This window comes from Geodermatophilus obscurus DSM 43160, from assembly GCF_000025345.1.
Taxonomy (GTDB): Bacteria; Actinomycetota; Actinomycetes; order Mycobacteriales; family Geodermatophilaceae; genus Geodermatophilus; species Geodermatophilus obscurus.
Window position 1 is genome coordinate 1,226,130 of sequence record NC_013757.1, and the last position, 24,996, is coordinate 1,251,125.

Annotated in this window: 25 protein-coding genes and 2 pseudogenes; 15 read left to right on the plus strand and 12 right to left on the minus strand. The window is 70.3% G+C overall.

The features are described from left to right. Positions 1-12: 12 nt before the first annotated feature. The 5 genes and pseudogenes from GOBS_RS27125 to GOBS_RS28550 all read right to left on the minus strand — a co-directional run. Positions 13-168 carry a hypothetical protein gene (locus GOBS_RS27125; protein WP_166487301.1) on the minus strand — a complete coding sequence of 52 codons (156 nt, stop codon included), beginning with the start codon at positions 166-168 and terminating at the stop codon, positions 13-15. Positions 169-419: 251 nt separating this feature from the next. Further along, the gene (locus GOBS_RS26030) at positions 420-1,325 is read right to left on the minus strand and encodes an N-acetylmuramoyl-L-alanine amidase (RefSeq protein WP_012947358.1); all 906 of its coding nucleotides are present in this window, start codon (positions 1,323-1,325) and stop codon (positions 420-422) included. 382 nt (positions 1,326-1,707) lie between these two features. Further along, on the minus strand, positions 1,708-2,124 hold the full coding sequence (locus tag GOBS_RS05760) for an NADase-type glycan-binding domain-containing protein (RefSeq protein ID WP_041241349.1): 417 nt from the start codon (positions 2,122-2,124) through the stop codon (positions 1,708-1,710). A 480-nt stretch (positions 2,125-2,604) separates the two neighbouring features. Further along, positions 2,605-2,916, minus strand: a complete 312-nt coding sequence (locus GOBS_RS05765) for a hypothetical protein (RefSeq protein ID WP_012947360.1) — start codon at positions 2,914-2,916, stop codon at positions 2,605-2,607. 63 nt (positions 2,917-2,979) lie between these two features. Further along, positions 2,980-3,188: pseudogene (locus tag GOBS_RS28550) on the minus strand (IS110 family transposase); the annotation flags it as partial. 914 nt (positions 3,189-4,102) lie between these two features. Between GOBS_RS28550 and fxsT the strand changes: the two are divergent. Next, the gene (gene fxsT / locus GOBS_RS05775) at positions 4,103-7,066 is read left to right on the plus strand and encodes an FxSxx-COOH system tetratricopeptide repeat protein (protein ID WP_049788154.1); all 2,964 of its coding nucleotides are present in this window, start codon (positions 4,103-4,105) and stop codon (positions 7,064-7,066) included. Positions 7,067-7,389: 323 nt separating this feature from the next. Here the strand turns inward: fxsT and GOBS_RS05780 are convergent, their stop codons facing one another. Then, entirely contained in the window at positions 7,390-8,697 is a 1,308-nt protein-coding gene (locus tag GOBS_RS05780) for a pyridoxal phosphate-dependent decarboxylase family protein (RefSeq protein ID WP_208104390.1), read from the minus strand. Between the two features lie 255 nt (positions 8,698-8,952). Between GOBS_RS05780 and GOBS_RS05785 the strand changes: the two genes are divergently transcribed. The 10 genes from GOBS_RS05785 (at position 8,953) to GOBS_RS05810 (ending at position 14,546) form a co-directional block, all read left to right on the plus strand. Continuing rightward, positions 8,953-9,711, plus strand: coding sequence for an oxygenase MpaB family protein (locus GOBS_RS05785; protein ID WP_012947363.1), 759 nt, complete (start codon positions 8,953-8,955; stop codon positions 9,709-9,711). Positions 9,712-9,737: 26 nt separating this feature from the next. After that, positions 9,738-9,992, plus strand: a complete 255-nt coding sequence (locus GOBS_RS25220; RefSeq protein WP_012947364.1) for a hypothetical protein — start codon at positions 9,738-9,740, stop codon at positions 9,990-9,992. A gap of 261 nt (positions 9,993-10,253) precedes the next feature. Next, positions 10,254-10,448, plus strand: a complete 195-nt coding sequence (locus GOBS_RS25225; protein ID WP_049788156.1) for an alpha/beta fold hydrolase — start codon at positions 10,254-10,256, stop codon at positions 10,446-10,448. Between the two features lie 167 nt (positions 10,449-10,615). Beyond that, entirely contained in the window at positions 10,616-11,011 is a 396-nt protein-coding gene (locus tag GOBS_RS05795; protein ID WP_012947365.1) for a CopG family transcriptional regulator, read from the plus strand. A 112-nt stretch (positions 11,012-11,123) separates the two neighbouring features. Next, the gene (locus tag GOBS_RS05800) at positions 11,124-12,332 is read left to right on the plus strand and encodes an extracellular catalytic domain type 1 short-chain-length polyhydroxyalkanoate depolymerase (RefSeq protein ID WP_208104391.1); all 1,209 of its coding nucleotides are present in this window, start codon (positions 11,124-11,126) and stop codon (positions 12,330-12,332) included. A gap of 452 nt (positions 12,333-12,784) precedes the next feature. Further along, positions 12,785-12,946 (plus strand): hypothetical protein, encoded by a 162-nt coding sequence (locus GOBS_RS27130; RefSeq protein WP_012947367.1) that lies wholly within the window; start codon positions 12,785-12,787, stop codon positions 12,944-12,946. Beyond that, positions 12,895-13,098: an ester cyclase gene (locus GOBS_RS26040; RefSeq protein ID WP_081448812.1), complete on the plus strand. Its 204-nt coding sequence runs from the start codon at positions 12,895-12,897 to the stop codon at positions 13,096-13,098. Before GOBS_RS27130 ends, GOBS_RS26040 begins: the two co-directional genes overlap by 52 nt. 245 nt (positions 13,099-13,343) lie before the next feature. Next, positions 13,344-13,658, plus strand: a complete 315-nt coding sequence (locus GOBS_RS05805; protein WP_166487303.1) for a hypothetical protein — start codon at positions 13,344-13,346, stop codon at positions 13,656-13,658. Beyond that, positions 13,658-13,822: a hypothetical protein gene (locus tag GOBS_RS27135; protein WP_012947370.1), complete on the plus strand. Its 165-nt coding sequence runs from the start codon at positions 13,658-13,660 to the stop codon at positions 13,820-13,822. Before GOBS_RS05805 ends, GOBS_RS27135 begins: the two co-directional genes overlap by 1 nt. Before the next feature lie 388 nt (positions 13,823-14,210). Continuing rightward, complete coding sequence (locus GOBS_RS05810) at positions 14,211-14,546, plus strand: histone-like nucleoid-structuring protein Lsr2 (RefSeq protein ID WP_012947371.1); 336 nt, start codon at positions 14,211-14,213, stop codon at positions 14,544-14,546. A 240-nt stretch (positions 14,547-14,786) separates the two neighbouring features. Here the strand turns inward: GOBS_RS05810 and GOBS_RS25230 are convergent, their stop codons facing one another. Both GOBS_RS25230 and GOBS_RS28555 read right to left on the minus strand, forming a co-directional pair. Continuing rightward, positions 14,787-15,248: an ester cyclase gene (locus tag GOBS_RS25230; protein ID WP_012947372.1), complete on the minus strand. Its 462-nt coding sequence runs from the start codon at positions 15,246-15,248 to the stop codon at positions 14,787-14,789. Between the two features lie 555 nt (positions 15,249-15,803). Then, the gene (locus GOBS_RS28555) at positions 15,804-16,043 is read right to left on the minus strand and encodes a transposase (RefSeq protein WP_012947373.1); all 240 of its coding nucleotides are present in this window, start codon (positions 16,041-16,043) and stop codon (positions 15,804-15,806) included. 307 nt (positions 16,044-16,350) lie between these two features. On the opposite strand from GOBS_RS28555, the gene GOBS_RS05825 reads away from it, so the two are divergent. Further along, positions 16,351-17,781: a M28 family peptidase gene (locus GOBS_RS05825; protein ID WP_208104392.1), complete on the plus strand. Its 1,431-nt coding sequence runs from the start codon at positions 16,351-16,353 to the stop codon at positions 17,779-17,781. 467 nt (positions 17,782-18,248) lie between these two features. On the opposite strand, the gene GOBS_RS29610 is transcribed toward GOBS_RS05825, so the two are convergent. The 3 genes from GOBS_RS29610 to GOBS_RS28020 form a co-directional block, all read right to left on the minus strand. Beyond that, complete coding sequence (locus tag GOBS_RS29610; RefSeq protein WP_424954953.1) at positions 18,249-18,635, minus strand: transposase; 387 nt, start codon at positions 18,633-18,635, stop codon at positions 18,249-18,251. A 138-nt stretch (positions 18,636-18,773) separates the two neighbouring features. Beyond that, positions 18,774-19,574 carry a thermonuclease family protein gene (locus GOBS_RS05835; RefSeq protein WP_208104394.1) on the minus strand — a complete coding sequence of 267 codons (801 nt, stop codon included), beginning with the start codon at positions 19,572-19,574 and terminating at the stop codon, positions 18,774-18,776. Positions 19,575-19,949: 375 nt separating this feature from the next. Further along, positions 19,950-20,150, minus strand: coding sequence for a VOC family protein (locus GOBS_RS28020; RefSeq protein ID WP_208104395.1), 201 nt, complete (start codon positions 20,148-20,150; stop codon positions 19,950-19,952). A 426-nt stretch (positions 20,151-20,576) separates the two neighbouring features. On the opposite strand from GOBS_RS28020, the pseudogene GOBS_RS27150 reads away from it, so the two are divergent. The 3 genes and pseudogenes from GOBS_RS27150 to GOBS_RS05850 form a co-directional block, all read left to right on the plus strand. Beyond that, positions 20,577-20,884, plus strand: a pseudogene (locus GOBS_RS27150) (transposase); the annotation flags it as partial. Between the two features lie 546 nt (positions 20,885-21,430). Continuing rightward, positions 21,431-22,369, plus strand: coding sequence for a M4 family metallopeptidase (locus GOBS_RS05845; protein WP_243697646.1), 939 nt, complete (start codon positions 21,431-21,433; stop codon positions 22,367-22,369). Then, complete coding sequence (locus GOBS_RS05850) at positions 22,366-22,686, plus strand: protealysin inhibitor emfourin (protein ID WP_012947380.1); 321 nt, start codon at positions 22,366-22,368, stop codon at positions 22,684-22,686. The genes GOBS_RS05845 and GOBS_RS05850 overlap by 4 nt, the downstream gene beginning before the upstream one ends. A 21-nt stretch (positions 22,687-22,707) precedes the next feature. Here GOBS_RS05850 and GOBS_RS05855 read toward each other — a convergent pair whose 3' ends face one another. Further along, the gene (locus tag GOBS_RS05855) at positions 22,708-24,597 is read right to left on the minus strand and encodes a M28 family peptidase (RefSeq protein ID WP_012947381.1); all 1,890 of its coding nucleotides are present in this window, start codon (positions 24,595-24,597) and stop codon (positions 22,708-22,710) included. Between the last annotated feature and the right edge of the window lie 399 nt (positions 24,598-24,996).

Here is a 24,996-nt window from a genome sequence, read left to right on the forward strand (position 1 = left end):
CCATGTCGTGGATCAGCGCTGCTGCGGCCGGTCGAGCTCGGCGGCGAGGAAGGCCGACTTCTCACGCTCCGACGTCACCAACCGTGCCCGCTCATCGGTCGTCGGACTCGACGCCTTGCTGGTGTCGATGCGAGCCTGCTGTACCCAGTTCCGCAGCGAGTCCGACACGATTCCCGCCTGCTCGCCGACCGGCCGTCAGGCGGCGTTGACGCTCAATCCCTCGGACCGCGACCAGGTCGAGCGCCAAGCGGATCGCCCGCTCACGCAGCTCGTTGGGTTTCCTCCGTGCCGCCATGACCTCCATTCAGCGGGGGTTGGAAGCCTCCATTCATCCCGGGGCAGAATCAGCGGGACGATGACGGGCGTCCGCGCTGACCAGGGCTGGAGTAAGAACCGGATGAGTCCGACGTCCTCTCGGCTCATGGACGTGAGGCTAAGAACATCAGCACGCCGTTGGCAATCCCCTGCGCGGCTCGTTGACGCCAGTCCGGGTCGGTAACAACTGTTCCATCCTCGTGGTTGCGCATGTTTCCGCACTCGATAAAGATTGCCGGAACGCGTGCTAGGTTAAGTCCGGCGAGATCGTTACGTCGAGTGAGTCCGGGCTGCACAAGCTCTCCCGGGTAGGTGGCCATTGGTTCAGCAGTCGCCGCGCTGAAGGCCGTCAGCATGTGGAACGCTGCTTGCTCCGAAGGCTCCAAGATGCCGGCGTTGCCACCATCAGGTGCCAAAGCAGGTTTGATCACATGGAAGCCCCGAACGTCCGGGTCGGCGCCGTCCGCATGGATGGAAACCGCCAAAGCGGCGCCGGCCTCGTTGGCTGCGTCGGCGCGCTCGTTCACGCAGGGGCCCACTCCCGAGTCATCGGTGCGGGTCAGGGCCACGGTCACGCCCTTGGCGCGGAGCAGGTCCGCTGCCCGATGCGCCACATCGAACGCGAACGCGTGCTCGGGGTATCCGGCGCTCGTCTGTGCACCAACGGTGTTGCACGGCTTGGTGAAGCCACCTGCCGGGACGGGCCGGCTAATATCAGCCGGAGCAGCAGCATTGCCGCCATTGTGCCCCGGATCCAGAACGACGACAGCAGGCAGCCCGGCTGAGAGCGGGGCCGCGAACGGAGGTGAGGAGACCTGCGACGTAGTTTGTGTCGTCGTCCCGGTCGAGGCACTCGACGCACTTGTCGGGATTGTGCAGGCGGTAGCCGAGCCAATCACGCTCAGCGCCACTGCGAAGGCGGCGCCTCTCACAGCTGACAAGGCTGTGGCCGACCTCCGGTGACCCCGAGGTGCGCAGCCGCGGCAGTGGCCCGGTCGTTCGGTCACCATCCGAACAGCCTCACGACCAGGTCGGTAATCCGCGCCATCTGCTCATCGGCGGTCACGGCGTCTCCCAGCAAGCTGAGTACCGACTTTCAGGAGTACAGACTTCCAGTAGCTCCTCGCTACGGCGCCATCGGGCTCGTCGGTGTCGAGTTCTTGCTCGGTGTTTCGGATCGCGTGCCGGATTCCGCCTGCCAGTCCTCGTCATGGCCGCTGCGGATCCAGCTCGGGGGCCGAGGCGGGGAGCCGAGTGAAGGTCGGCAACCTGGCCGCTTACCATGGGATGGACTGTCCTCGAGGGCAGCAGTCAGGACAAGGGGATGGGCCTGCTGCCAAGCGTGCGAACCTGGCGTCGGCCGCCTGATGTGCTCGAAGGAGCCACCGTCACTCAGCCAGCGATGAGGACGTCGCTGATCGCCGTCTTGTCGAAGCGTGCGTCGCCAGGCTCGGTGACCGCATCAATCCGAAGCTGCACGATCCTGGCCTGCACCGGCGGGATGCTGATCGTCTGAAGACAACGAGCCCCGTCCACCAGCGGTTGATGATGAACGAGTCCACCCACGGACCAGGAGACGTTCACAATTCTGCGCTCCTGACTATAGCGATCCTCGCCTGTCGCTGGGTCGATCTTCGCATACCCGTTGACCAACCCCAGCTGCGCGATGGGACGCCGCTCGTCGAGGCCGAAAGTCAGGACGGCGCCCGTCCCGTCGCCGTCCATGCGCCATGCCGTCGCGGGATCCCCGTCGAGCATGTTGGCCGGGACATACGAGGTCCGGTTCCCTGCCCCGTCGACGCCGCCCACGGATGTCGACGGGGCCCGCGCCTCGGACACGGAGTTCCAGGACCGAGGGGCCAGATCGGTCGACGGGTCGGCATCGATGACGTCCGGCGTCGAGGCGCTGGGACGCGATGGGACCGCCGTGTCGGGTCCGGGATCGTGAGAGCTGGGACTCGAAATCGGTGTCGAAGATGCGACAGGGCCGTGGTCGCGGTTTGGGACGAGCACGAGTATGGCGGCAGCTCCGATGGCAACCAGACCAGCGACCGGTAGTGCGACGGCCACCCACCGCGATCTCCCGGCAGGTCGGCGACCCCAGCGGCCCACGTCGGACCACCTGCGGCCCTCGCCTCTGGCGGTGAGGGATCGACTGCACTTCTGACAGAACCTGTCTCCGGGCGCAATTGGCTCGCCACAAAGGGTACACCGATCTACCTCAGTCGGTTCGCTCATCGACCCCTCCTCGTCCGTCGGCCCGCGCCTGCAGGGCGACAAGCCGCGCGGTCAGCTCCTGGGCGATGGCCGGATCGGCGCCTCGGGCTCCCGCTGGTGAGCGGTGTACAGGCCGCGCAGCCAACCGGCGGGCCGCAGTTCCACCCATAGATACAGCTCCCGAGCCGACTTGTACGCAGGCCTGCGCGGGTTCGAACGCGCCACCAGGTCGGCGTACAAGTCGAGCCCGCCCCCGCTGTTGTGGGCGTCGGCCGCCACGCCGTCGTAGTACACCCGGTCCCGATTTGCCGCGAGTTCGGCCAGTGCGGCCGTCACATCAGCCGTCACCAGCCCCGACACCGGAATGCCCGCATCCGTGCTCACCCAGCAACACCTATAACTTGGCCGTCACGGCGGCGTCACCGCCTACCCCTTGACAGTGAATACCACCCACGGCCCCCGATCGGTCTCGATCCCCACGACGACTTGGTCGGCTTCGGCGTCCTCGTCGAGGTGGTCGGTGATCAGGGCGTGCAGCGCCGCCAGCCCCTCCACGCCCTCGGGCAGCCTTCGGCGGGCCAATCGCCCCGCCCGGACTCGACGACGAGCTCGATGTCGTGATGGACCTCGGCCAAGTCGTTTCCGAGGAACAACACCGCGTACAGGCCTCCTCCGGTCCGCATCACTGCGTCCGAACCCTGGAGGTGGAGCCGGGACTGCCCCGGTTCGGTTGACTCCTTGCCTGTGAGCCACGGCCTCACTGGAAGGGTCAGCATCGAGCCCAAGCCGTTCCCGGCGGAGTTCCTTCGTGACGTCATCGCCGTAGCCCTTAAAGTAAGGGGCAGCGGTTGAGCCCCCGATACGCCGTTGCCCTCGGCTCTGCGTCCGACTACGGCCCTTTCCCGGCTCGGTCAGCAATCATGCGGTCATCGTTACGCCTGCTGCTTGGCCGATGATGAACCAGGCACGTCATGCTCGCCGTCGTCCTGGGCGCGTCAGGGATGTACCAAATCAGCCCGCGGCGGGAGACCGGACTTGGCCGGTCAAGCCGGGCGTCAAACTAGGGCATGGGCGAGCGGCGGGCTCGATGAGGTGAGCCTGTCGGCCGGGCGGTAGAGCCTTGCGAGGCCGACCGTGGAGGAGCCGAGAGCCGTTGCAGCGCGTCACGCATGTCGGTCTGTGTACTTGTCGCTGATCGACTGGCCGGCATGTATGGGGCCGAGGGACTGAAGTGCCGAAGGCCATGGACCGCGTATCAGCCGCCAGGCCCGCGTGGGCTACAAGGGGCTGCCAGACAGCGTCCCGGGAGGTGTCAGGCCAGAGCGGCCGGTCAGCGATGTCTTGCCTATTTCGCCCCGCCGATACGTCGCGCGATTTGTTCAGGTCGTGCGCCTATTTCAGCGCCGAGGCTCTTCAGCAACTGGCGGGGGTGGTAGGCGATGAGTGCTGCCGGAGACAACGAGGCTCCACTTGGGCCCGGCGAGATGAGGGTCTGCGGCCGGATGGGCTGCTTGTGTGAACGGCGGCGCTGGGTATCGCCTACGGCCAGTGATGGGTGTACGTCTGGTGCGTGAGCAGTCGGGCGACCGATTTCTTCATCAGCCACGCCGGCCGGGACACCGGGTGGGCGGAGTGGCTGGCCTGGCAGCTGCAGCAGGCCGGCTACACCGTCGAGCTCGACGTGTGGGACTGGGCTCCGGGTGAGGACTTCGTGGCCCTGATGGCCGCCGCGCTGGAGTCCGCGGACCGGCTGCTGGCGGTGTGCACCGAGGCCTACTTCGCCTCTGTGTTCGGCGGCGCGGAGCTGCGGGCGGCCTTCGCCAATCAGGCCAAGGCCGCGGGGCGGATCGTGCCGGTGCTGGTCGAGCCGGTCACCCTGCCCCCGCTGTACGCGTCGCTGATCCATCTGGACCTGACCGGCTTGGACGAGGCCGCAGCGGCGGCCCGGCTGCGGGCCCGGCTGGCCGGGGGCCGCCCCACGAGCGCGCCGCCGTTTCCCCGCCCGGGTCCGGCACCCCGGTTGGCGGACAAGCCGCGGTTCGCCGGCGCGCTGCCGGGCGTGTGGCGGGTGCCGCCGCGCAATCCCCGCTTCACCGGCCGGGACGGCATGCTCGCCGAGCTCCGGCGGCGGCTGCGCGCCGGGGAGGGCACGCTGGTGGTGCAGGCGCTGTACGGGCTGGGCGGAGTGGGCAAGACCCAGCTGGCGCTCGAGTACGCCCACCGGTTCACCGCCGACTACGACCTGGTGTGGTGGATCGACGCCGAACAGCCGGTGCTCATCCCCGACCAGCTCGCCGTCCTCGCCGCCCGGCTAGACCTGCCGGCCGGGCCGACGGTGGCTGCCACCGTGGACCGGTTGCTGGCGGAGCTGCGCGCCCGGACCCGCTGGCTGCTGGTCTTCGACAACGCCGAACACCCTCAGGACATTGCCGACTACCGGCCCGGCGGGGCTGGGCACGTGCTGATCACCTCCCGCTCTCCCGGCTGGGGCGCGCTGGGTGGGCGGCTGGAGGTGGACGTGCTGGCCCGGGTCGAGACGGTGGCGCTGCTGCGCGCCCGCATTCCGGCCCTGGATGAGGAGCTGGCCGACAAGCTCGCCGCCGAACTCGGGGACCTGCCGCTGGCTGCCGCCCAGGCCGCCAGCTTTCTGGAGCAGACCGACCTGCCACCCGTGGACTATCTGCGCCGCTTCCGGGCCCGCCGCACCAGCCTGCTGGCCCGCGGCGACGTGGTGGGCTACTCCGGGCGGGTCGACACCGCCTGGGCGCTGTCGCTGGACCGGCTGCGCGACGAGGACCCGGCCGCCGTGCAGCTGCTCGAGCTGGCCGCCTTCTTCGCCCCCGAACCCATCCCGCTGGCGCTGGTCAGCGACCACGCCGACCTGCTCGACGAGCCGCTGCGCACCATCGCCGCCGATCCCGACACCCTGACCGACAGCGTCGGCGCGCTGGTCGGCTACTCCCTGGCCCGCCGCCACCCCGATGGCTTCCAGCTACACCGGCTCGTGCAAGCGGTCATCCGCCAGCAGCTCCTGCCCGACCGGCAACAGACCACCGCCCAACAAGCAGTGGCGCTGCTGGTTGCGGCCGCCCCGGGCGACCCGGAGGACTCGGTCAGCTGGGCCGGCTACGCCCAGCTCGCTCCGCACGTGCTGGCCACCTCCCCGCTGGGTGATTCCTCTGCTGCCGGCCGGCACCTGGTCCTGGACATCATTCGCTACCTGCACGCCCATGGGGACAGCTCCGGCAGCCGGGCCGTTGGCGAACCGCTGCTCGACCGCTGGCGGGCGATCCTCGGCTGCGACCATCCCGACACCCTGACCGCCGCGAGCACCCTCACCCTTGCCCTCATCTCGGTGGGTGAGGTGGAGTCGGGCCGCGCCCTGGGGGAGGACACCCTGTGGCGCTGCCGCCGGGTACTCGGCCCGGACCACGCCAGCACCCTGTTGGCGGCGGCCGCCCTGATCCGGGCCTTGAACCAGCTGGGCGAGGGGAAGGCGGCCCGCAGCCTGGGCGAGGACACGCTGCAGCGCTGCCGCCGAGTGCTCGGCTCCGACCACGCCACCACCCTGTCGGCGGCGGCCGCCCTAACCGGCGCCCTGGCCCAACTGGGGGAGGCGCGGCCGGCCCGGGTCCTGGGTGAGGACACCCTGCAGCGCGGCCGCCGGGTACTCGGCCCGAACTACCCGATCACCCTGATGGCAGCCGCCGCCCTGACCCACGCCCTGGTCGGACTGGGTGAGGCGGAGGCGACCCGGATCCTGGGTGAGGACACGCTGCAGCGCGGCCGCCGGGTGCTCGGCCCGGACCACCTGATCACCCTGATGGCGGCGGCCGCCCTGACCCTCGCCCTGGTCGGACTGGGTGAGGCGGAGTCGGCCCGGATCCTGGGTGAGGACACCCTGCAGCGCGGCCGCCGGGTGCTCGGCCCGGACCACCTGATCACCCTGTGGGCGGCGGCCGCGCTCACCCACGCCCAGGTCGGACTGGGTGAGGCGGAGGCGACCCGGGTCCTGGGTGAGGACACGCTGCAGCGCGGCCGCCGGGTGCTCGGCCCGGACCACCTGATCACCCTGTGGGCGGCGAGCAGTCTCGCCCTTGCCCTGACCGCGCTGGGTGATGCGGAGTCGGCCCGCAGCCTGGGTGAGGACACGCTGCAGCACTGCCGCCGGGTGCTCGGCCCGGACCACCTGATCACCCTGTGGGCGGCGGCCGCCCTGACCCTCGCCCAGGCCCAACTGGGCGAGGCGGAGGCGACCCGCAGCCTGGGTGAGGACACGCTGCAGCACTGCCGCCGGGTGCTCGGCCTCGATCACCCGACCAGCCTCTGGGCGGCGGCCGCCCTGACCCTCGCCCAGGCCCAACTGGGCGAGGCGGAGTCGGCCCGCAGCCTGGGTGAGGACACGCTGCAGCGCAGCCGCCGGGTCTTCGGCCCGGACAATCCGATCATGCAGTACCTGTCCCAGGCCGCCGGCATCGGCCACTCGTTGCTGGGTGGCGATGCGACTGCCGACCGCACCAGTGGGCCGCTGTGAAGGTCCGTCCACTGCCCGATCCAGTCACGGAGCGGGACTGCCCCCGGTTCAGTTGACTCCGTGGCTGTGGGGCTGCGGCCTGCGCTGGCAGAGCGAGATCCGCGCGGGAACGAACGTTCCTTGGGCGGTGGTGGGCAGCCAGGTCTAGACGTGTCCTGACCGTCACTTTGACCTGTCGAGGGCTCCGGAGGGTCGACGGCTGGGAAGGCTGCACGCCTGGCTCGCTGTCCGTCCGGCGTAGCTGGAACCCGGCGGACGCGCCTAGTAGACGCATCAGTACTGCAGCGGCACCTGGCGAGGCTTGTGATCAGCTCGGCATGGCGTCATCCATTTGCTGTGCGCGCGGCGGTGATGATCGCGTCGGCGCTGCGGTGGGCGTCGGCCGGGGTGGTCTGCCATCCGACGACCGAGATGCGCATGACGCTTTGTCCGCGGAAGGTGCTGCCGGCCAGCCAGCAGACTCCGTCGCGTTGGACCCGCTCGATCACCGTGTTGGTGAGTGCGTCGTCGTCGCCGAAGCGCACGAGGACCTGGTTGAGCACGACGTCGTTGAGGATTTCGATGCCGGGCTCGGCGGCGAGGCGGCCGGCGATCAGCTGGGCGTGGTCGCAGCATCGGTCGACGAGGTCGGCCAGGCCGTGGCGGCCCAGCTGGCGCAGCGCTGCGTACACCGTGACGCCCCGTGCCCGCCGGGAGAACTCCGGTGTCCAGTCGAAGCCGTAGGGCACGTCGTCGGCGTGCGCCGGAACGTAGGCCTGGGTCGAGGTCATGGCCGCGCGGTGAGCGGGCGGGTCGGCGACGATGGCGATCCCGCAGTCGTAGGGGACGTTGAGCCACTTGTGGCCGTCGGTCGCCCACGAGTTCGCCTGCTCGGCGCCGGCCAGGAGTGGGCGCCGCCGCGGGCTGGCGGCGGCCCACAGCCCGAACGCGCCGTCGATGTGCAGCCACGCCCGGTGCTCGCGACAGGTGCGGGCGATGTCGACGAACGGGTCGAACGCCCCGGTGTTGATCTCTCCGGCCTGCGCGCAGACGATCGTCGGGGTGTCGGCGCCGTTGGCGAGGGCGCCGCGCAGCGCGTCGGCGCGCATCCGGCCCTGGCCGTCGGCCGGCACCACGTCGAGGAGTTGGCCCAGCCCGAGCAGCCGGCAGGCGACCCCGACGGTGACGTGGGCGTACTCGCCGGCCAGGACGCGGACCCGGGGCGCGCCGTGCAGCCCGTGCGCCTCGACGTCCCAGCTGGCGTCGCGCAGAACCGCATGCCGCGCGGCGGCCAGGCAGGTGAAGTTGGCCATCTGGCCGCCGGTGACGAACCCGACCCCACTGGACGCCGGCACACCGAGGAGCTCCCGGACCCAGCCGGCGGCGACCTCCTCGACCACTGACAGGGCAGGTGAGGCGACGAAGCCTCCGCCGTTCTGGTCCCACGCCGACACCAGCCAGTCGGCCGCCACCGCGGCCGGCACCGCGCCGCCGATGACGAACCCGAAGTACCGCGGTCCACCCGACGCGACCAGTCCGGGGTCGACGTCGCGCGCCAGGCTCTCAACGATCACCGAGGGCTCCTCGCCGTCGTCGGTCAGTGGGCGTGCGAGCACGGCGCGCAGCTCACCGAGTCCCGCCTTCGCGCGCACCGGTCGATCCCGCAGCCCGTCGAGGTACCGGCGGGCCAGTCGGGCGGCGTCGTCGAGACAGTCATAGCGCCAATCCGACGCTCGGGCATCCCCCCTCTGCAGAGATCGGCCAGAGATCGCGGAAGTGTCGTCGCTCGCCATGGCGGTCCTCCTCGCGCGCGGACACCGGGCCGTCGGCCAAGAATGGTCCGCCGCCAGGTCGTGAACTAGAGGGGACGGTCGACGATCGCCCGCGACTGGTGTCAGGACGAGCAGGTGATCACCACCCGGCTGGGCGACGTCGCGACAACCTGCGTCCCGCCGGCCGCTGTCACCGCCTTGCTGGAGGGCCGGTCGGCGTCGGTTGCGGTCCCCGACTCGCTGGCCGCACTGGTCGCCGAGCTCGAGCGCCTGCCCTCCTGGGTGCGACCGGAGCGGCTCCAGCGGGGCGGCGCTGCCTACCTGGGCATCGGGACCGTCTGGATGCAGCTGCTGCTCGGGCCGGGCTCGCTGATCAACACCTACCGCTCGCCGGGGTTGGCCCGTGTCCTGACCTCGAGCGGGCGGCTGGTGACCCGCGCGCCGCGGCGCATCCAGGAGACCGGGGCCTGGTTGGGCAGTGCCGTGCAGCCGGGCGCCCTGCGGGTGGGCGCGCCGGGGTACGTGGCCACCGCGCAGGTGCGGCTGTTCTACGCCCGCATGCGCGCTGAGCTCTTGCGGTGGTGGTGGGACGTCGAGCAGTGGGGGGTGCCGATCAATCAGGCCGACCTCGCCCGGACCCTGCTCGACTTCACCTACGTCCCGATCCGGGCGATGGGCCGGCTGGGGTCGGCCTGCGCCCTCACGAGCGGGACGACGTCCACCATCAGTTCCGCTACATCGCCCACCTGCTCGGGATCGATCCCGAGCTGCAGGTGGACGACCACGCGGGGGCGACGAACCTGGCGGCGCTGCTGGAGATGGTCACGCCGCCGCCGGACGAGGGGTCCCGCGCGTTGGTCTAGGCGCTGCTGGAGGCCTACGCGCAACTGTTGACGCCGGTGCTCCATACTCCGGAGGCAATGACCCGCGAGCTGGTCCTGGCACTCGCGCAGATTTTCCACGGCGCGCCGGTGTGTCGGAGGTTGGGGATGGCGGCGCCGGCGTGGTGGGCGGTTGCTGCGGTGCGTGCCCTCGGGGTCGCGAACTCCCTCGTCCGGCTCGGGCATCGGGCGGTGCCCGCAGCCGGACGCCGGCAGGTTCGCCGCGCGCACTCGGCGATCCGGCAGCACGCCAGCATGCTCACCGGTCCGACCGCCTACCAGCAGTTGCCGTGAGGCAGGCGACGTCATCCGGACCATGAACGCGAACAGGCTCGGAAGGTTGCCGGCACCCAGCGTTCGCGATGAGCGGCGCGCCAGTCCCGGATCCAACCTGCATGACGTACCGGACAGTCACCTCGGCGGACGGCACCCTCATCGCTCATGAGACCTTCGGTTCCGGGCCACCCTTGATCACGGTCTGCGGTGCGACCTGCGACCGCGTCCTGATGCGCCCCACGGCCCGGGGGCTCGGCGAGTACTTCACGACCGTGAACCATGACCGGCGGGGTCGCGGGGACAAGCTGCATACGCGTCGATCGGGAGATCGAGGACATCGCCGCGCTGATCGACGCGGTCGGCGGGCGCGTGCACCTCTACGGGCACTCCTCCGGCGCCGCCCTGGTGCTCCGCGCCGCCGGGCGGGCCTGCGGTGGACAGGTTCGTCTGCCACGACCCGCCGTTCGCGCCTGATGACCAGTCCTTCCGGGACGAGGCGTGGACCTTCGCGACGAGCATCCGCCGCCTGGGGGCTGTCCCGGTTTGATCGGGGAATCCGGATGCCGCCGCGTGCGCCCGTCTCTGCAGCGATTGCCCATCCCATGGGATGGTGACAGGATTGTATCGGCAGGGGGGGCGCCATGGCCGAGACGGACAAGAGCGAGAAGATCACCATCAACATCGGTCTCGTCGACCTCGGTCACATCGATCTCCTGGTCGACGAGGGCTTCTACGCCAACCGAACGGACTTCATCCGCACGGCGATCCGGCGGCAGCTCGAGACCCGGGCCGCAGCCGTCGACGACACGGTCGCGCGCCGGACGCTGACCCTGGGAGCCCAGCACCTCACCAGGCGAGACCTCGAGGACCTCCGCAACGCCGGGCGCACCGTGCAACTTCGTGTCCTCGGGCTGGCCACGATCGCGGACGACGTCACTCCCGAACTCGCCCTGGCGACGATCTCGGCCGTCGAGGTCCTCGGCGCATTCCGAGCGCCGCGGGCGGTCAAGGCTGCTCTGGCCCCCCGCACGGCCTGAAGCCGCTGCCCCGCCGACCGGCGGGGGAGCAGTCCCGCACGGCGCCGACCGCACGATCCGCGCCGCACTCACCCCCGAAGGGGCCTGCATGGACGACGACCGTACTTCCGGCATGTCCGAAGCTCTCCGGCTCACCCGCGCAGGGCAGCTGAACGAGGCGTTCGCGGTCATCCAGCGCACGCTCGGCTCCACACCTGTCGTGCCACCCCCCGCGACGCCCGGCGCCGGTCAGGCACTCACCGGGCTGCCGTTCTCCAAGGTCGCTCCGATCCGGTCCGCAGGAGGGAGCGGTGCGCCGGGCGCCAGCGGCCTGCTCGACGCACTCCATGGTGCCTGGGCGGCCCGGTCCGACGCAGGCCTGCCCGACGCCCTGGGCCGTCTGCTCCAGCAGCTTCGTCCCGTCCGCGGGGCCGGGGCGCCCGTGGGCGCGGCCGAGGCGGCTGCTGCGCCCGGGGGCGAGATCCGGCACCTCAGCCTCACCGAGCCGGCCGGCACGCGTGCCTATGACCTGTACCTCCCCACCGGACGCACCGGCGTTCCGCTGCCGCTGGTCGTGATGCTGCACGGCGGCCAGCAGGATGCGGCGGACTGCGCTGCCGGCACCCGGATGAACGAGCTGGCTGAGCAGCACGGCTTCCTCGTCGCCTATCCCGAACAGTCACGCGCCGCCAACAGCGGCGGCTACTGGAACTGGTTCTCCCCGGCTCACCAGCAGGCCGGCACCGGCGAGCCCTCGATCATCGCCGGCATCGTCCGGCGGGTCATGACCGATCACGCCGTCGACCCGGACCGGGTGTTCGTGGCCGGACTGTCCGCGGGCGGCGCCATGGCCGCCGTGATGGCCGCCACCCATCCGGATCTCTTCGCCGGGGTGGGGGTGCACTCCGGGATCGCCTTCAGGGCAGCGCACGACACGGCCTCTGCGCTCGCCGCCATGCGGACCGGAGGCTCGCCCGCTCCCGGGGGTCAGATCCCGTTGATCGTCTTCCACGGCGACCGGGACCCGGTCGTGGCCCCGGTGAACGCCGAGAAGCTGGTGGCTGCCCGGCTGGTCTCGGCCAAGACCTCGGTGTCGCAGACGACGCGGGTGGACGCAGGGGTCGGTCATGCGTGCACGAAGACGGTGCACACCGATGGCCACGGGACGGTCCTCGTCGAGTCCTGGACGGTGCACGGCGGCGGGCATGCCTGGTACGGCGGAAACCCTGTCGGTTCCTACACCGATCCCCTGGGTCCGGACGCGTCCGCTGAGATGATCAGGTTCTTCCTCGCGTCGGCGCCGGCACCTCGGCCTGGTGAGGCGTCAGGCTCGGACTCCTGAGATCGCGCTCACAGATCCCCGGGGAGGTGCGCGCCGTCGCCATGAGGACCTCTCCGACGGCGGCAAGGACCCACAAGCGTGCTTGTATCTGGCGCGAGTGCTTGGGCTGGTGAGCACCGAACGGCCACCCACCTCCTGCGCAGACAGCGAGCCCTTCGTCCCGGAGGCCGGCGGGGTCCTCCTCCGGCTGCGCTGCCCGGTCGACTCCGCACCGCGAGCCGGAGATCGATCTGGGCGACGAACCGGCGGGCGTAGACGGGCGTGAAACAGCCGCGGAGCAGCGACTCCGGGCCCTGGTTGGCCGCCGCCGTTCCTACAGTGGCGCCACGGCCGTCTCCATACCGACGGACCCGCGCAAGGGAGGTCGACGATGGCCCAGACCAATTCCGTCCCGATCCGGGAGCTGGCGCGCAGCTGCTTCGACCAGGGCTCGCGCCGGCTGGGAGCAAGACGTGTCCGGTCTCGGTGAGGTCGACAGCGACGACCTCATCTACCACATGCCGCCCTTCCCTGAGCTGGACAAGGTGCGGCTGCGGAACTACATCACCGGGTTCCACCGGGCATTCCCGACTCCTCCGTCCGCGTGGATGAACTGGTCGTCGACGGGGACATGACGGTGCAGCGCTGGCCCTGCACGGGCACCTACAGCGGCTACAGCCCGCTGCTTGCGGTGCCGCCCACCGGCCGGTCGACCCGGGGCACCGGCGTGCTCCTGGCGCACTGGCGCAATGTTCAGATCTCGGAGCTGTGGCACTTCGGGGACTGACTGGGGTCGCTGACCGCCGCCGGCGTCGGCTCACCGCTGAATCTGACGAGCGCGGGCTGACCGACGTCCGCGACGGTGCGTTTCCGGCCAAGTCGTCGACCTCACCGGGAGACCTGGCCATCGGCACCGCCTTCGCCGCCGTCGTTCAGGCGTCGTCGAGCCCTCCGCTGGAATCGGCGGGACGAGCGGCGTTCGGCGAGTGATCAGCACTGAAAACCCTCCGCACTGACCGCAAGGGAGACTGAGTGTTCAGGAACGTTGTGCAATTGGCTTGTGTCACGACCGACCTCGAGCGGGCGGTCTCGGTCTTCCGTGACGACCAAGGCGTCCGCGAGTTCGCGACCTTCGACAGTCTGCAGCTGCCCACCGTCGGTAGCGGGCAGGCGGCGATCAACTGGGGGCTGACCTATGTCGGCGACCTTCAGCTCGAGATTGTTCAGCCCGTGTCCGGCGAGGTCGACGTCTTTCGAGCGCTTCTGCCCGAGCGATCGGACCGGTTCGCCCTTCGTAGTCATCACATCGCCAGTCAGTTGGACAGCACAGACGAGTACGACCGGTGATGGCTGGCTACCGCCAGCGCGGCCACCGGATCGCGCTCGAGGCCAGCTTTGGGGGGACCCGGTTCTTCTATGCCGACACGTACGATCTGCTCGGCCATTTTCGGGAGTATCTGTTGCTCGACGACGCCACCAAGAAGTGGCTGGCCACCCTTCCGCGCAACTGACGTGCGCCGCGCCACCCCGACGCAAGATCGCAGCCGGACCATGGCTGATAGGCGCTCATGACCCGGTCGCCTCGACAACGAGCATGGCCTGGTGGACGAGGCAGAGGCGTTCGTGGCTGGCGACCGTCGGGCCGAGCATCAGGCGGCGGGTCCGCCAGCTCATGTCTAGGTGCGTTGTTGGCGTGATGCGTTCGTTCGCTGAGTCAGCAGTCAACTATGAGGCAGTGTTCCCTTTCGCGACGCTCCGGACGTGTGACGGAGCCCTCGAAGGTCTTGGGTGCAATGGCTGGGCTCATTGCACTGACAGGGTGGTTCTGACCGCCCCGATCGGGTCAATGGCCGTATGGCTCATCTTGACTTTCCGGTCGGTGCCCGGAAGATGTTGGGCATGGCAACCAAGACCAATGTCATGCTGGTGGACGACCTGGACGGGGAGTCACCGGCCGACACCACAGTGAAGTTCGGCATCTCGGGCACTGAGTACGAGATCGACCTCACAGACGACAATGCGGCTGAGTTCCGTAACGCGCTGTCGAAGTATGTGAGCGCAGCGCGCAAGGTTGGCTCGACGAGCAAGGGCCGCGCCGCTGTTCGACACACCACCACCGACTCGATCGACCCCGCGGCAGTCCGAGCCTGGGCGAAGGGCCAGGGAATCGACGTGTCTCCGCGCGGCCGCATCAAGGCAGACGTCGTGAAGCAGTTCCGGGCCGCCGGCAACTGAGCCTCCAGCGTCTGACCGGCGCGTGCCATCAGCAGTAGTCCGGCGGCCGCGCACGGGACGCATGCGATGAGGTCAGGCCGCCTCGGCCTCCGCTGCGCCGTTCTGCGGGCCCGCCCATTGCCAGCGGGCCCGCCTCGAGAAGCGCAATCCGCCTGGTCAGCTGCGACGTCCCGCGTCAAGCTGCGCGCACGCTGCCACGGAGGACTCGACGCTCGATGGCTCCGTCGCCGAGCCATCCCGTCACACGGTGGCCGGCGCGGGAGCCTCCGGCATCAGGCCGACCTGGGTCATGTAGTCGGCCATGTTCCAGTACAGGTGCTCCTCGGCGACCTTTCCGTCGCGCAGCCGCCCGATCGACAGCCCCTGAATTCGGAACCGGCGACCGGTGTTCGGCAGGCCGCGCGCCTTGTCCTCCCGGTCATTCGTGCCCGACATGGTCCACTCCGCGCCCCACAGGTCGTCCGTGCCGACGATGAGCTCGCCCCAGTCGAGGCGGTAGTCGCTGGACATGCTCTGGGTCAGGTCAAGAAGCAGGGCGCGCACCGCGTCGGTGCCCTCCAGGCGTTCGCCCAGCCCCTTGTCGTCGAAGACGACATCCTCGGTCATGCAGGCCAGCACCTTCGCAGGATCGTGGCTGTTCCACGCGTCGATGTAGGCAGACATCCAGTTCGGGATCCCGGAACGTCCGGTGTCACTGGTCATCGTCCCCACTCCGTCGTGATCCCTGGTTGGTCCCCCTGAGCCCCCGTGGGATCGAGGAAACTACTCGTGTCCCGAAGCCGTCGAAAGGGACCGAAGGCGGTGCGGTGATCCGCCGGGCCGTAGGCCCGGGCTGAAGCCGTAGTAGGGGACCGACCGTTCTCACGACGAGGCGCATGAGTTCCGTAGGTCCTTTGCCCTCGGCACATGGCCTGGACCGTCCGGCAGCCACTGCTGGATGCCGGTGGGATGCCCCGGACGTAAGCGTGTCCCGGTCGCCCCATTGACCTGGCACTCGCCGTTGCGGTCCTGGCCCCGGATGGAGCGGTTTCGCCAGACTGCATCGCCAGGACGGATTGTCTTCGACGAACTCAGGCTCGACGGCCTCGTTAGCCCGGATCTTTCACGGTCATGATCATCATGATGGCCGTCGGGGTTCTTGTCCCGCGTGGTCGTGAGAATCGCATCCGGCTGTGACTGATTGGCCGAGGTCGCTCGGGTGGCGCCGGTTCCACGGTCCGGGCATCGCTGCGGTCGTAGGGACGGGGAGTACGGGGGTCAGCCCGGCGCGGGAGCCGCGGCTGGCCCGCTCAGCCGCGTGACGGCGTCCAGGGCTTGCAGCGCGAGTCCGGTGAACGGGGCGGTGGCGGCCAGGTTCAGCAGCGGCGAGCCCTGCCGGGACAGCTTGCCCGGAGGCCGCTTGCCGTCGGAGGAATAGACGGTGATGTCCAGCCCGGTGGGCCGCACCGCCTTGCGCGAGGAGCTGAACCGCCGGGTGTCATTGAGCTCGGCCCACAAGGCGGGCCGCGGTGATCTCGCCGACCCCGGTAGCTGTGCGTACAGCCGGCGGCGCTGCCAGTGCGCATATCTACGTACTGACCCGGGTCATCCCCGCGGCTAGATTTCCCGAGCGTAATTCGTGCCGGTCGAGCCCCCGATCGGCCCCTGCCTCGGGAGATCCCATGCGCCACCGCACCCATCACCCCCGGACCGTGGCCGCCGCAGCGGCCCTCGTGCTGTTGGGCACCGGCGCCGGGAGCGCCGAAGACGTGCCCGCCGCTGCGAAGCCGACCGCGCCGGAGTGGTCGCTGTGACCGCGGCGGCCGTGCCTCCCGGGAAGGTGCTGGAGCACCTCGAGGTGTTCCAGGCCATCGCCAACGCCAACAACGGCAACCGGGCCTCGGGCACGTCCGGTTACCGGGGCAGCGTCGACTACGTGGTCGGCAGGCTGAGGGCCGCCGGCTACGCCCCGCGGGTCCAGAACTTCTCCTTCCCCTTCTTTCAGGAGGTCAGCCCGGCCACGGTCAGCGCGGGCGGCAGGCAGCTCGCCGCCGAGGACGTCGCGGTCATGACCTATTCCGGCTCCGGGACCGTGACGGCACCGGTGCAGGCCGTGGGAACGACCGGCGAGAGGGCCGCGAGCACCAGCGGGTGCGAGGCCGGGGACTTCGCCGACTTCGTGCCGGGGAACATCGCACTGCTCCAGCGGGGCACGTGCGCCTTCGGGGTGAAGGCCGCCAACGCGGCGGCCGCCGGGGCGTCCGCGGTGCTGATCTTCAACACCGGACTGCCCGGGGCGGAGGGGGCGGTCGCCGGCACCCTGGGCGAACCGGGGGTGACGACCGTCCCCGCGGTCGGCCTGAGCTACACCGCCGGGGTCGCCCTGCTGCGCGGGGGCGAGGTGACGGTCAGCACGCAGACCGTCTCCGAGAGCCGGGAGACCTCCAACGTCCTCGCCGAGACCCGTTCGGGTGACCCGGAGCGCACGGTCATGGTCGGCGCGCACCTCGACAGCGTCCCGCAGGGCCCCGGGATCAACGACAACGCCTCCGGCTCCGCGGGGATCCTAGCCATCGCCGAGATGCTCGCGGGCACGGAGACCGCCAACGCCGTGCGCTTCGCCTGGTGGGGCGCGGAGGAGTTCGGCCTGCTCGGGTCCCGCCACTACGTCGCGGACCTCAAGACCAACGATCCCGCGACGCTCGGGAACGTCGCGCTGTACCTGAACTTCGACATGATCGGCTCCCCGAACCACGGCCGCTTCGTCTACGACGGCGACGCCTCGGCGTTCGGCCCGGACGACGGCTCAGTGCCCGCCCCGGCCGGCTCGGCCGTGATCGAGGCGGCCTTCCACGAGCACTTCGGCTCCCTGGGCCTGGCCTCGGGCGAGACCGAGTTCAGCGGCCGCAGCGACTACGGGCCGTTCATCGCCGAGGGCATCGCCTCCGGGGGGCTCTTCACCGGCGCCGAGGGCATCAAGACCGTGGAACAGGCCGCGCTGTTCGGCGGCCGGGCCGGCATCGGCTACGACTTCTGCTACCACGCGTCGTGCGACGACCTCAGCAACATCGACCACCGGACGCTGGACGAGATGACCGGCGCGGCCTCCGCCGTGATCCTGCGCTTCGCCAACTCCCCCCTGGGCCTCGAGGAGGAGGGCCGGCGGCTACTCGCCGCCGTGGCGCCGGTACCCGCCGCCACTGTTGACCAGGGACACGGCCCGAGCAACGCCGCCGAGGCGAGACAGCCGCGCTGAGGCGGTCACGGTGGGGCCGATGCCCGGCCCCACCGCGGGGACCGAGGCCCGCACAGAATCCAACGGTTACGAGCAGGCCGGGCAGCCGCGCATCGTCCACGCGTGGACGATGCTCTGGATGGACGTAACGCATGGATGGCCCGATGCCGTTGATCTTCAACGTGCGCGGAAGATCGATGTCGAGTCCCGCGCGTGTGGAGCCTCCGAGGACGCGGCGAGACGCCGACACTCACCGCGCTCGCCCCGACCACTCGGGCAGTGAGACCGACCACCCGGGCAGCGCGGACTCCGTTGATCAAGCGGTGTGCACGACGACGGCGCGCGTCGCTCGGCGCCATCGCCAAGTTCGAGCGTGACCTGATGCGCGAGCGCAACCCTCACCGGCCAGGAGACGGCACGGGCCCGTGGCCGCACGGGCCGCCGACGACACAAGTCCAACGCGTGTACCGCTTACCTGACTTTCGGATCTAGGCGGGATCTGGTCGTTTTCGGTACGGCCTGGTGCCGTCGGCGATGAGCAGGATTCGTAGCCGGTAGTGGCGGAAGTTGCGGAAGCCGTGGGCCAGCTGGCGGGTCTTCTCGATGAGCAGGTTGATCGCCTCGGTCCCACCGTTGCCGTCGTCCTGGAGCTGCGGCTGCGCGACGTGCCCCGCCGGCCGGACGCAGTTCCGGGCAGCCGGGAACTGACCTATGGGGCCGCTGGGCTGGCGGATGCGTCTGGCGTCAGCCCAGCAATGCTGCTGCTCCAGCTTCATGCCGTGGTCGTAGCCGATGACCCGGCTGCGGCGATGACCACCCCCGGAGGCGGCATCAGTATTAGCTCGAAAGGGCGACGAGACGACCGGTCGACCCATCACCCGGCGACCGATGCACGCGCCACCAGGGCAACGACGAACTCGACGTCGGCGTCGACCAGTCGGCGGATTTCTACGCACGCCGCGCGTGGAAGGCGGCGCAAGACGATTGCCCCGCCGCGCTGACCCCTCCGGCGATCAATCGACGTGGGAGAGGGCGGGCGCCGGAACGAGGTTGAGCCGGCTGACCGCCGTGGCCACGTCGTCGGGCCAGACCCACAACCGGTACTCCGGCAGCACGTTCATGTAGTCCTCGGGGCCGTGCAGCACTCGGTCCCGCATGTCGGCGCAGTAGCGCTCGCGCCACTCGAAGGCGGCCGCACCCCGCACTTCCTCGCCGGCGACGATCCTCTTCGTGATGGCGTACAGCTTTTCCATCGCCCGGTACTCGTAGGCCAGCAGCGCCGCGGGATCCGACCAGATGCCCTTCCCATCGGTGCGGGCGGTGGCGGCCGCGGCGACGAGCAGGGGCAGGTCCAGTTCCCCGGGGATCGATGGGTAGAGCACGAACGGGGCGGCCCAGCCGTGGGTCACCAGGTCGAGGTTGAACGTGGCCCGCTGGGCCCGGGACAGGGTCTCGCGCTCCCGCGGGCTGTAGTTGGGGGCGATGTAGGCCAGCAGCCTGCCGTTGGTGTCGAACAGGGGATCGGTGACCCGGATGAACAGGTTGCGGCGGGACCCGTCCGGGCGGGTCAGCCGGGTGTCGATGTTCTGCTTCGCGAACGCCGACGCCGCCTGCCCCTGCTCGAACTGCAGCGTGCCCGCCTTGCCCGTGGCCAGCTTCGGCAGCAGGTGCGCCGCCAGTCCGGGTGAGATTGGTGCCCGGCCCCGGTCGATCCACTCGGCCAGCTGCGCGAACTGGCGATCGACGGCGGCGGCCCGGTCGGCACTCCTCGCCGTCACCTCCGGGGTGTCCACCGACAGCATGCGGATCGGCATCCGAATGTTGGGCGTGTCGCCGTCGGTGACATCGACCAATGTCCGATCACCCAGCGACGGCAGGCTCACCCCAGCCGCAGACCACAACACCTGCACCGGATCGATCACAACCCCACCTCATCAAACGCCGCCAGACAGGACACGTCAGCCAGGAGCGTCCAACACCGCGGCCTGATACCCACTGAACCGACCCCCGCGAGTCCGGCGTCCGGCCTGCCGGGCTTACTTGATGATCGTGCGGCGTGGCCAGTCGCGCCGCGCTCGCGGGACACCCGGGATTCGGCGGTGATGTGACCGTTGACCCGCTCGCCGGCGCGCTCGAGCCTGGTTCTCTTGCGCTTACCAGGAGACTCCGGGGTCGTAGGTCCCGAAGCTTTACTCCTGACCGCCGGGGTCCGGGACCCGCGCCCGCCGGGTGTGGAAGGGAGTGTTCTCCGGCGCGATGACCGGCTCGGCACCGGCGGCAACGGCCCGCTCGAACGCCCCGTCGACGTCGTCGACGCGCAGGTAGAGACCGCGTCCGGTGGACCGTCCGATCAGCGGCGGTCCCTGGTAGTCGGCGTCGTTACTGCTCACCGTCAGGGCGACATCCCCCGAGCGAACCTCGGCGTGCGTCACCTCGCCGTCTGGCCCCTGCTGACGCCGGACCTCCGGAAGCCGAGCGCGGCCAGCCAGTCGAGCGCGGCCGGGGCGTCGCGGTAGCTCAGGTAGGCGAACAGCTGCGCAGTCACCCGGTCGAACCTAGGGACTCCCGCTGCTCCCGCAAAGAACGGAGTCGCCGCCTCCGCGGACCAAGGCGTCGGTAGGGACTGCCCCCGGTTCAGTTGACTCCGTGCCTATGGGCTGCTGCCGGCGCTGGCAGAAGAAGATCCGCGCGGGACGAAGGTTCCTTGGGCGGTGGAGGACAGCCGGGTCTAGACGCGTCCTGATCGTCACTTTGACCTGTCGGCGGATCCTCCAGTACTGCTCACCTCCGATACCGCTCCGGTATTCCTGCAGGAACTGGCGTCTTCCCTGCCGTCGCGGCTGGTCAGTGACAAGCTGTGGACCGCTTGCCGAGCCGCTGATCCACCGCGGCCCTCGCCATCCACGGGCGGACTGGGCGGCCACCGACCTCCGATTGGACCGTGCTCGAAGGCATCGCCTTCGTACTTTCCGCCGGCATCGGCTAGACAAGGCTGCCGACCGAGCTCGGCTACGGGTCGGGCTGGACCTACTGGCGCCGGATGCGCGAATGGACCGAGGCTGGCGTGTTAGACCGCGTCCACCGGGCGGTGCTCGACCGGCTCGGGGTCCAAGGTGAGCTGGACTGATCGCGGGCCAGCCTGGACTCGGTCCCTGCTACGTCAGGCTGCGACCCGCAGAGCGGGACGGCCCGGGTGACAAGGCGGTGACGCCACCGTGACGAAGGCTTTCGACGATGGTCGCAGCACGGGGGCGAGCGTCTGGACGTTCCGTCCGACGACCCGTGTGCCGAGCGCGTTCGTCCCGCCCAGGGGGAGCACGGGTCCTCACGCAAGCCCCCACGAGGAGACGAACGCTAAAGGGCGGCTCTTAAGAATCCCGCACAGGAGAGGTGACCCATGGGGCACAACACGACCCGCCGGTGCATTATCCCGCCGCATGTCCTCGACCGACTGTTGGAGAGTGACGACGCCGCGATCCGCTCCGCGGCCATGACTACGTTGCTCACCACGGCACGATTGCGGGGAGAGCGGGAAGTGCGTGCGTCCCTCGTGGGACTGGCGGCTCCGGGGCAGGGGAGGCGGACGGTTTTGGACTGCCGCAACTCCACGTTCCTGCCGATGTGTTCGCTGGCGCGGTCGGAGGACGGCCCAGCGTCACCCGACCGGTCCGTGAACCAGGCCTTTGACGGACTGGGCTCGACTCGGCAGTTCTACCAGGACGTGCTCCAGCGCAACTCGATCGACGACCGGGGCATGCGGTTGGACGCCTACGTCCACCGGGGCGTGCGGTACAACAACGCCTTCTGGAACGGTCAGGTGATGGTGTTCGGCGACGGTGACGGAGTCGTCTTCACCGACTTCACGGCCTCTCTGGACGTCATTGCGCACGAGCTGACCCACGGGGTCACCGAGCACACGGCCGGGCTGGATTACCACAACCAGTCAGGTGCGCTGAACGAGTCGATGTCGGACGTGATGGGCGTGCTCGTCAAGCAGTGGTCGCTTCGGCAGACCGCGGACCAGGCGGACTGGCTGATCGGTGCCGACATCTTCACCCCGGGCATCGGGGCCGACGCGCTGCGCTCGCTGAAGGCGCCGGGGCAGGCCTACGACAACGACCTGCTCGGCAAGGACCCGCAGCCGGCGCACATGCGCGACTACGTCGAGCTCCCGGACACCGAGGAAGGTGACAACGGTGGTGTGCACATCAATTCGGGCATCCCGAACAAGGCCTTCTACGTGACCGCTTTGGAGATCGGCGGATACGCCTGGGAGGTCGCCGGCCGCATTTGGTACGAGTCCCTGCGGGCCTCCACCGCGACGACGGAGTTCCAGGAGTTCGCCGACACCACGTTCGTCAAGGCCGGTGAGCTGTACGGCATCGACTCCGCCGAGCAGAAGGCGGTGCAGACGGGCTGGGACGGCGTGGGTATCACGGTCACCTCCGAGCCCACGGCGATGCGGGGGAGCGGCGTCCCGAGCGGGACTGACTCCGTTGCCGACGTGGTGCGGCACCTCGCCGAGATGTCCGCGTCCATCGAGAACCTGCGCCGCGACCTGCAGCGGCAGGCCGTCGGCGGGGGTCGTCCGGCGCCGCCGCTCGCATGAGGGTGTCCCTGGCGACGCACGGCGGGCTGGCGGCCGGGCTGCGGCTCGGCCGCCGGCCGTCGACGTTGGACACCTCAGGGCTGACCGCAGCCGAGGCCGGGGAGTTGACCCGCCTGGTCGAGGCCGCCCGCACGGCGTCCCCGCAGGGCGGCGCGGCGGGAGGTGCCGGCGACGCGATGAGCTACGAGGTCACCGTCGACACCGGAGCCGACCACGGCGGACCGGTGGTCCTCCGGCAGACCGACACGTCGATGACCGCGGACTTCGCGGCGCTGCTCCGCTGGCTGCAGGAGCACCTCCCGCAGGCGGGTGCCTGACGACACCGACGCCCGCCGGCGTCACCGCGTGGCGGTGAACCAGGCGGCCGCGGTGACCGCCCGGACGATGTCGGAGGCGTAGTCGGCGTTGATCGAGGCGTCCGCCGGCGTGTGGTAGTGCGGGTTCATCTCGGCAGGCGGCGCATCGCTCCCGGGCCCGGCGAAGAGGTCCTCCGAGGCCAGGCACGCCGGATGGCCATACAGCTGAAAGCTGAAGTGGTCGCTGCGCGCCTCCGCCGGGTCCGGCTCCCCGTCATGGGGGTAGACCTGCGGGGCCGGCAGGCCAGGTGAAATCTGCGGGACGAGGTCGGCGATCCTCCGTGCGAGTGCCAGCGACCGCTCCTCGACCACCGGACGGCCGGTGATCCCGGCGTGCAGCTCGAAGGTGCGCCCCGGCAGCACGTCCCAGCCGATCATGTCCATCTGAAACACGCCGACGACCGGGTCGCCCAGCGACGCCTGGTCGCCCGCGTAGGCCAGGCTGCCGACCAGGCCGTGCTCCTCCGCGTTGAACAGGACGAACCGCACGGCCCGCCGGGGGATCCCCAGCGCGGCGTCCAGCGCCTGGACCGCGTCCGCGGCGGCGAGCACCCCGGCGACCCCGCTGCCGTCATCGTCGGCGCCCGGAGCCGGGTCAAGGGAGGGCTTGTACCCGGGGTGCAGTGCGCCCGTGGAGTCCATGTGGGCCGTCACCAGCACGACGCCGTCGAGTCCGGTGCCGGGCAGCTCGGCCTCGACGTTCTGCAGCTGCTGGCCCTCGTGCGGGAAGGAGTGCCGGCGGACGACGAACCGCCCGGCGCCGATCCGGTCGAGGTCGGCCACCAGGGCGTCGACGGCGGCGGCGTTGTCCGGGTGCTGGATGTGCCGGCTGGTGATGAGCTCGGCCCCCTCGCCGGCCGGCGCGGCCCCCGTGTAGCGCGCGAGGTGGTCGCTGACGTCCTGCGGGCGGGTCCTGGCCTCGATGACCTGACGCTCCTCGGGGGTGATGGTCACGGGGACGGCTTCGGGCGCGGGAGTCGGGGGGGCCTCATCGACCCGGGCGAGCGCCTGCACGGTCGGGACCAGCCTCAGGTTGTGGCCGTGCCGGGTCCGGTCGAAGTGGTACGTCTCGACCGACACCCCGGCCGGGACGGCGACCACCAGGCCGTCGTCGGTCGAGGCGAGCACCGTGCCAGCCGCCGTGCCCGTCCCCAGCAGAGCCTGCGAGTTGCCGTCCGGCGCGAGGAAGCCGCTCTCGGTCTGGCGGTCGTCGCGCAGGACGTACAGGTCCGTGGTGAGCGGTTCGTCCTCGACCCCCAGGCGGTCCACCCGGAAGCCCAGGTCGTCCAGCTGCGCGGCGGCCGACGTCGTTGCGACGGCGTAGACCGTGGTGCCGGCCGGGCCCGTGGTGTGCACGGCCAGCAGCGGCAGGTCCCGCAGCGCCGCCCGCCACTCCTCGGTGGCGTGCCACGCCGGGACGGTGATCCGCAGGTAGCGCAGGTGTGCCTGCCCGTTCAGCACCGCCTCCGCCAGCCGCGGGTGCGGCGCCACGAGCATCCCGGCGCGCAGCGCCTGCGCGCGCTCGTTCGCGTCCTCGCCAACGAACAGCAGCCGGTCTGCGGCCCCGGCGCGCTCGGCGGCGTGCTCGAAGACGCGGGGGGAGTCCTTCCGACCGTAGACGACCAGATCCGGCTCGAAGAACTCCAGGAGGCCGACCTCCGCCAGTGCCCGGTCGACCTCCTCGGCGGGCAGGGGTCCGGGGTCGGAGACAACGCCCAGCCGGACCTTGCGCTGCCGGAGACCACGGAGGATCCCGAGCACATCGGGGTAGACGGCAAGGCGCTCGATCCGGTCCCCGCCCGCGGAGATGTAAACCGAGGCCAGCGTGCCGCCGATGTCGAAGAAGACCACCGTGCCGGTCAGCGGGTCCATCGTTGCTCCTGACCACTCGAGTACCGCCGCTCGGCGGGTCACGCCCCCCGAGCCGTTCGGGAGACGGTGCCGAACGCGCCGTCACTCGAACGTCACAAACACATCACCGCGCAACTGTCGGTGCTGGACGTCAGGATCGTGCGGCGGCAGGGGCAAGACCCGGCGACGCCGAGACACAGTGGTGCGGGTGGGCCCGTAGACGTATACGACGAGGGGTCCTCGGGCCGCGATCCCGACGGCATGCGCCATCGGCCGAAGTGGACGCTAGCCCTGGACATGCGACCGAGACCCACAGCACCCCGAAGCCCCAGAGCGCCGCCCATGTCCGAGGCCGCTGGCGGAAGGCTCCATGGCCCTCCTCGCCAACCGCAATGACTCGGCGGAGGAGGTGGCGCAGCC

Bases quoted from the DNA above. Each gene is read 5' to 3' on its own strand.
- GOBS_RS26030 (WP_012947358.1), bottom strand. From the start codon at position 1,325: ATGGTGACCGAACGACCGGGCCACTGCCGCGGCTGCGCACCTCGGGGT.
- GOBS_RS25220 (WP_012947364.1), top strand. From the start codon at position 9,738: ATGACCCGCGAGCTGGTCCTGGCACTCGCGCAGATTTTCCACGGCGCG.
- GOBS_RS25225 (WP_049788156.1), top strand. From the start codon at position 10,254: ATGACCGGCGGGGTCGCGGGGACAAGCTGCATACGCGTCGATCGGGAG.
- GOBS_RS05795 (WP_012947365.1), top strand. From the start codon at position 10,616: ATGGCCGAGACGGACAAGAGCGAGAAGATCACCATCAACATCGGTCTC.
- GOBS_RS05800 (WP_208104391.1), top strand. From the start codon at position 11,124: ATGTCCGAAGCTCTCCGGCTCACCCGCGCAGGGCAGCTGAACGAGGCG.
- GOBS_RS27135 (WP_012947370.1), top strand. From the start codon at position 13,658: ATGGCTGGCTACCGCCAGCGCGGCCACCGGATCGCGCTCGAGGCCAGC.
- GOBS_RS05810 (WP_012947371.1), top strand. From the start codon at position 14,211: ATGGCAACCAAGACCAATGTCATGCTGGTGGACGACCTGGACGGGGAG.
- GOBS_RS25230 (WP_012947372.1), bottom strand. From the start codon at position 15,248: ATGACCAGTGACACCGGACGTTCCGGGATCCCGAACTGGATGTCTGCC.
- GOBS_RS29610 (WP_424954953.1), bottom strand. From the start codon at position 18,635: ATGGGTCGACCGGTCGTCTCGTCGCCCTTTCGAGCTAATACTGATGCC.
- GOBS_RS05835 (WP_208104394.1), bottom strand. From the start codon at position 19,574: ATGCCGATCCGCATGCTGTCGGTGGACACCCCGGAGGTGACGGCGAGG.
- GOBS_RS05850 (WP_012947380.1), top strand. From the start codon at position 22,366: ATGAGGGTGTCCCTGGCGACGCACGGCGGGCTGGCGGCCGGGCTGCGG.
- GOBS_RS05855 (WP_012947381.1), bottom strand. From the start codon at position 24,597: ATGGACCCGCTGACCGGCACGGTGGTCTTCTTCGACATCGGCGGCACG.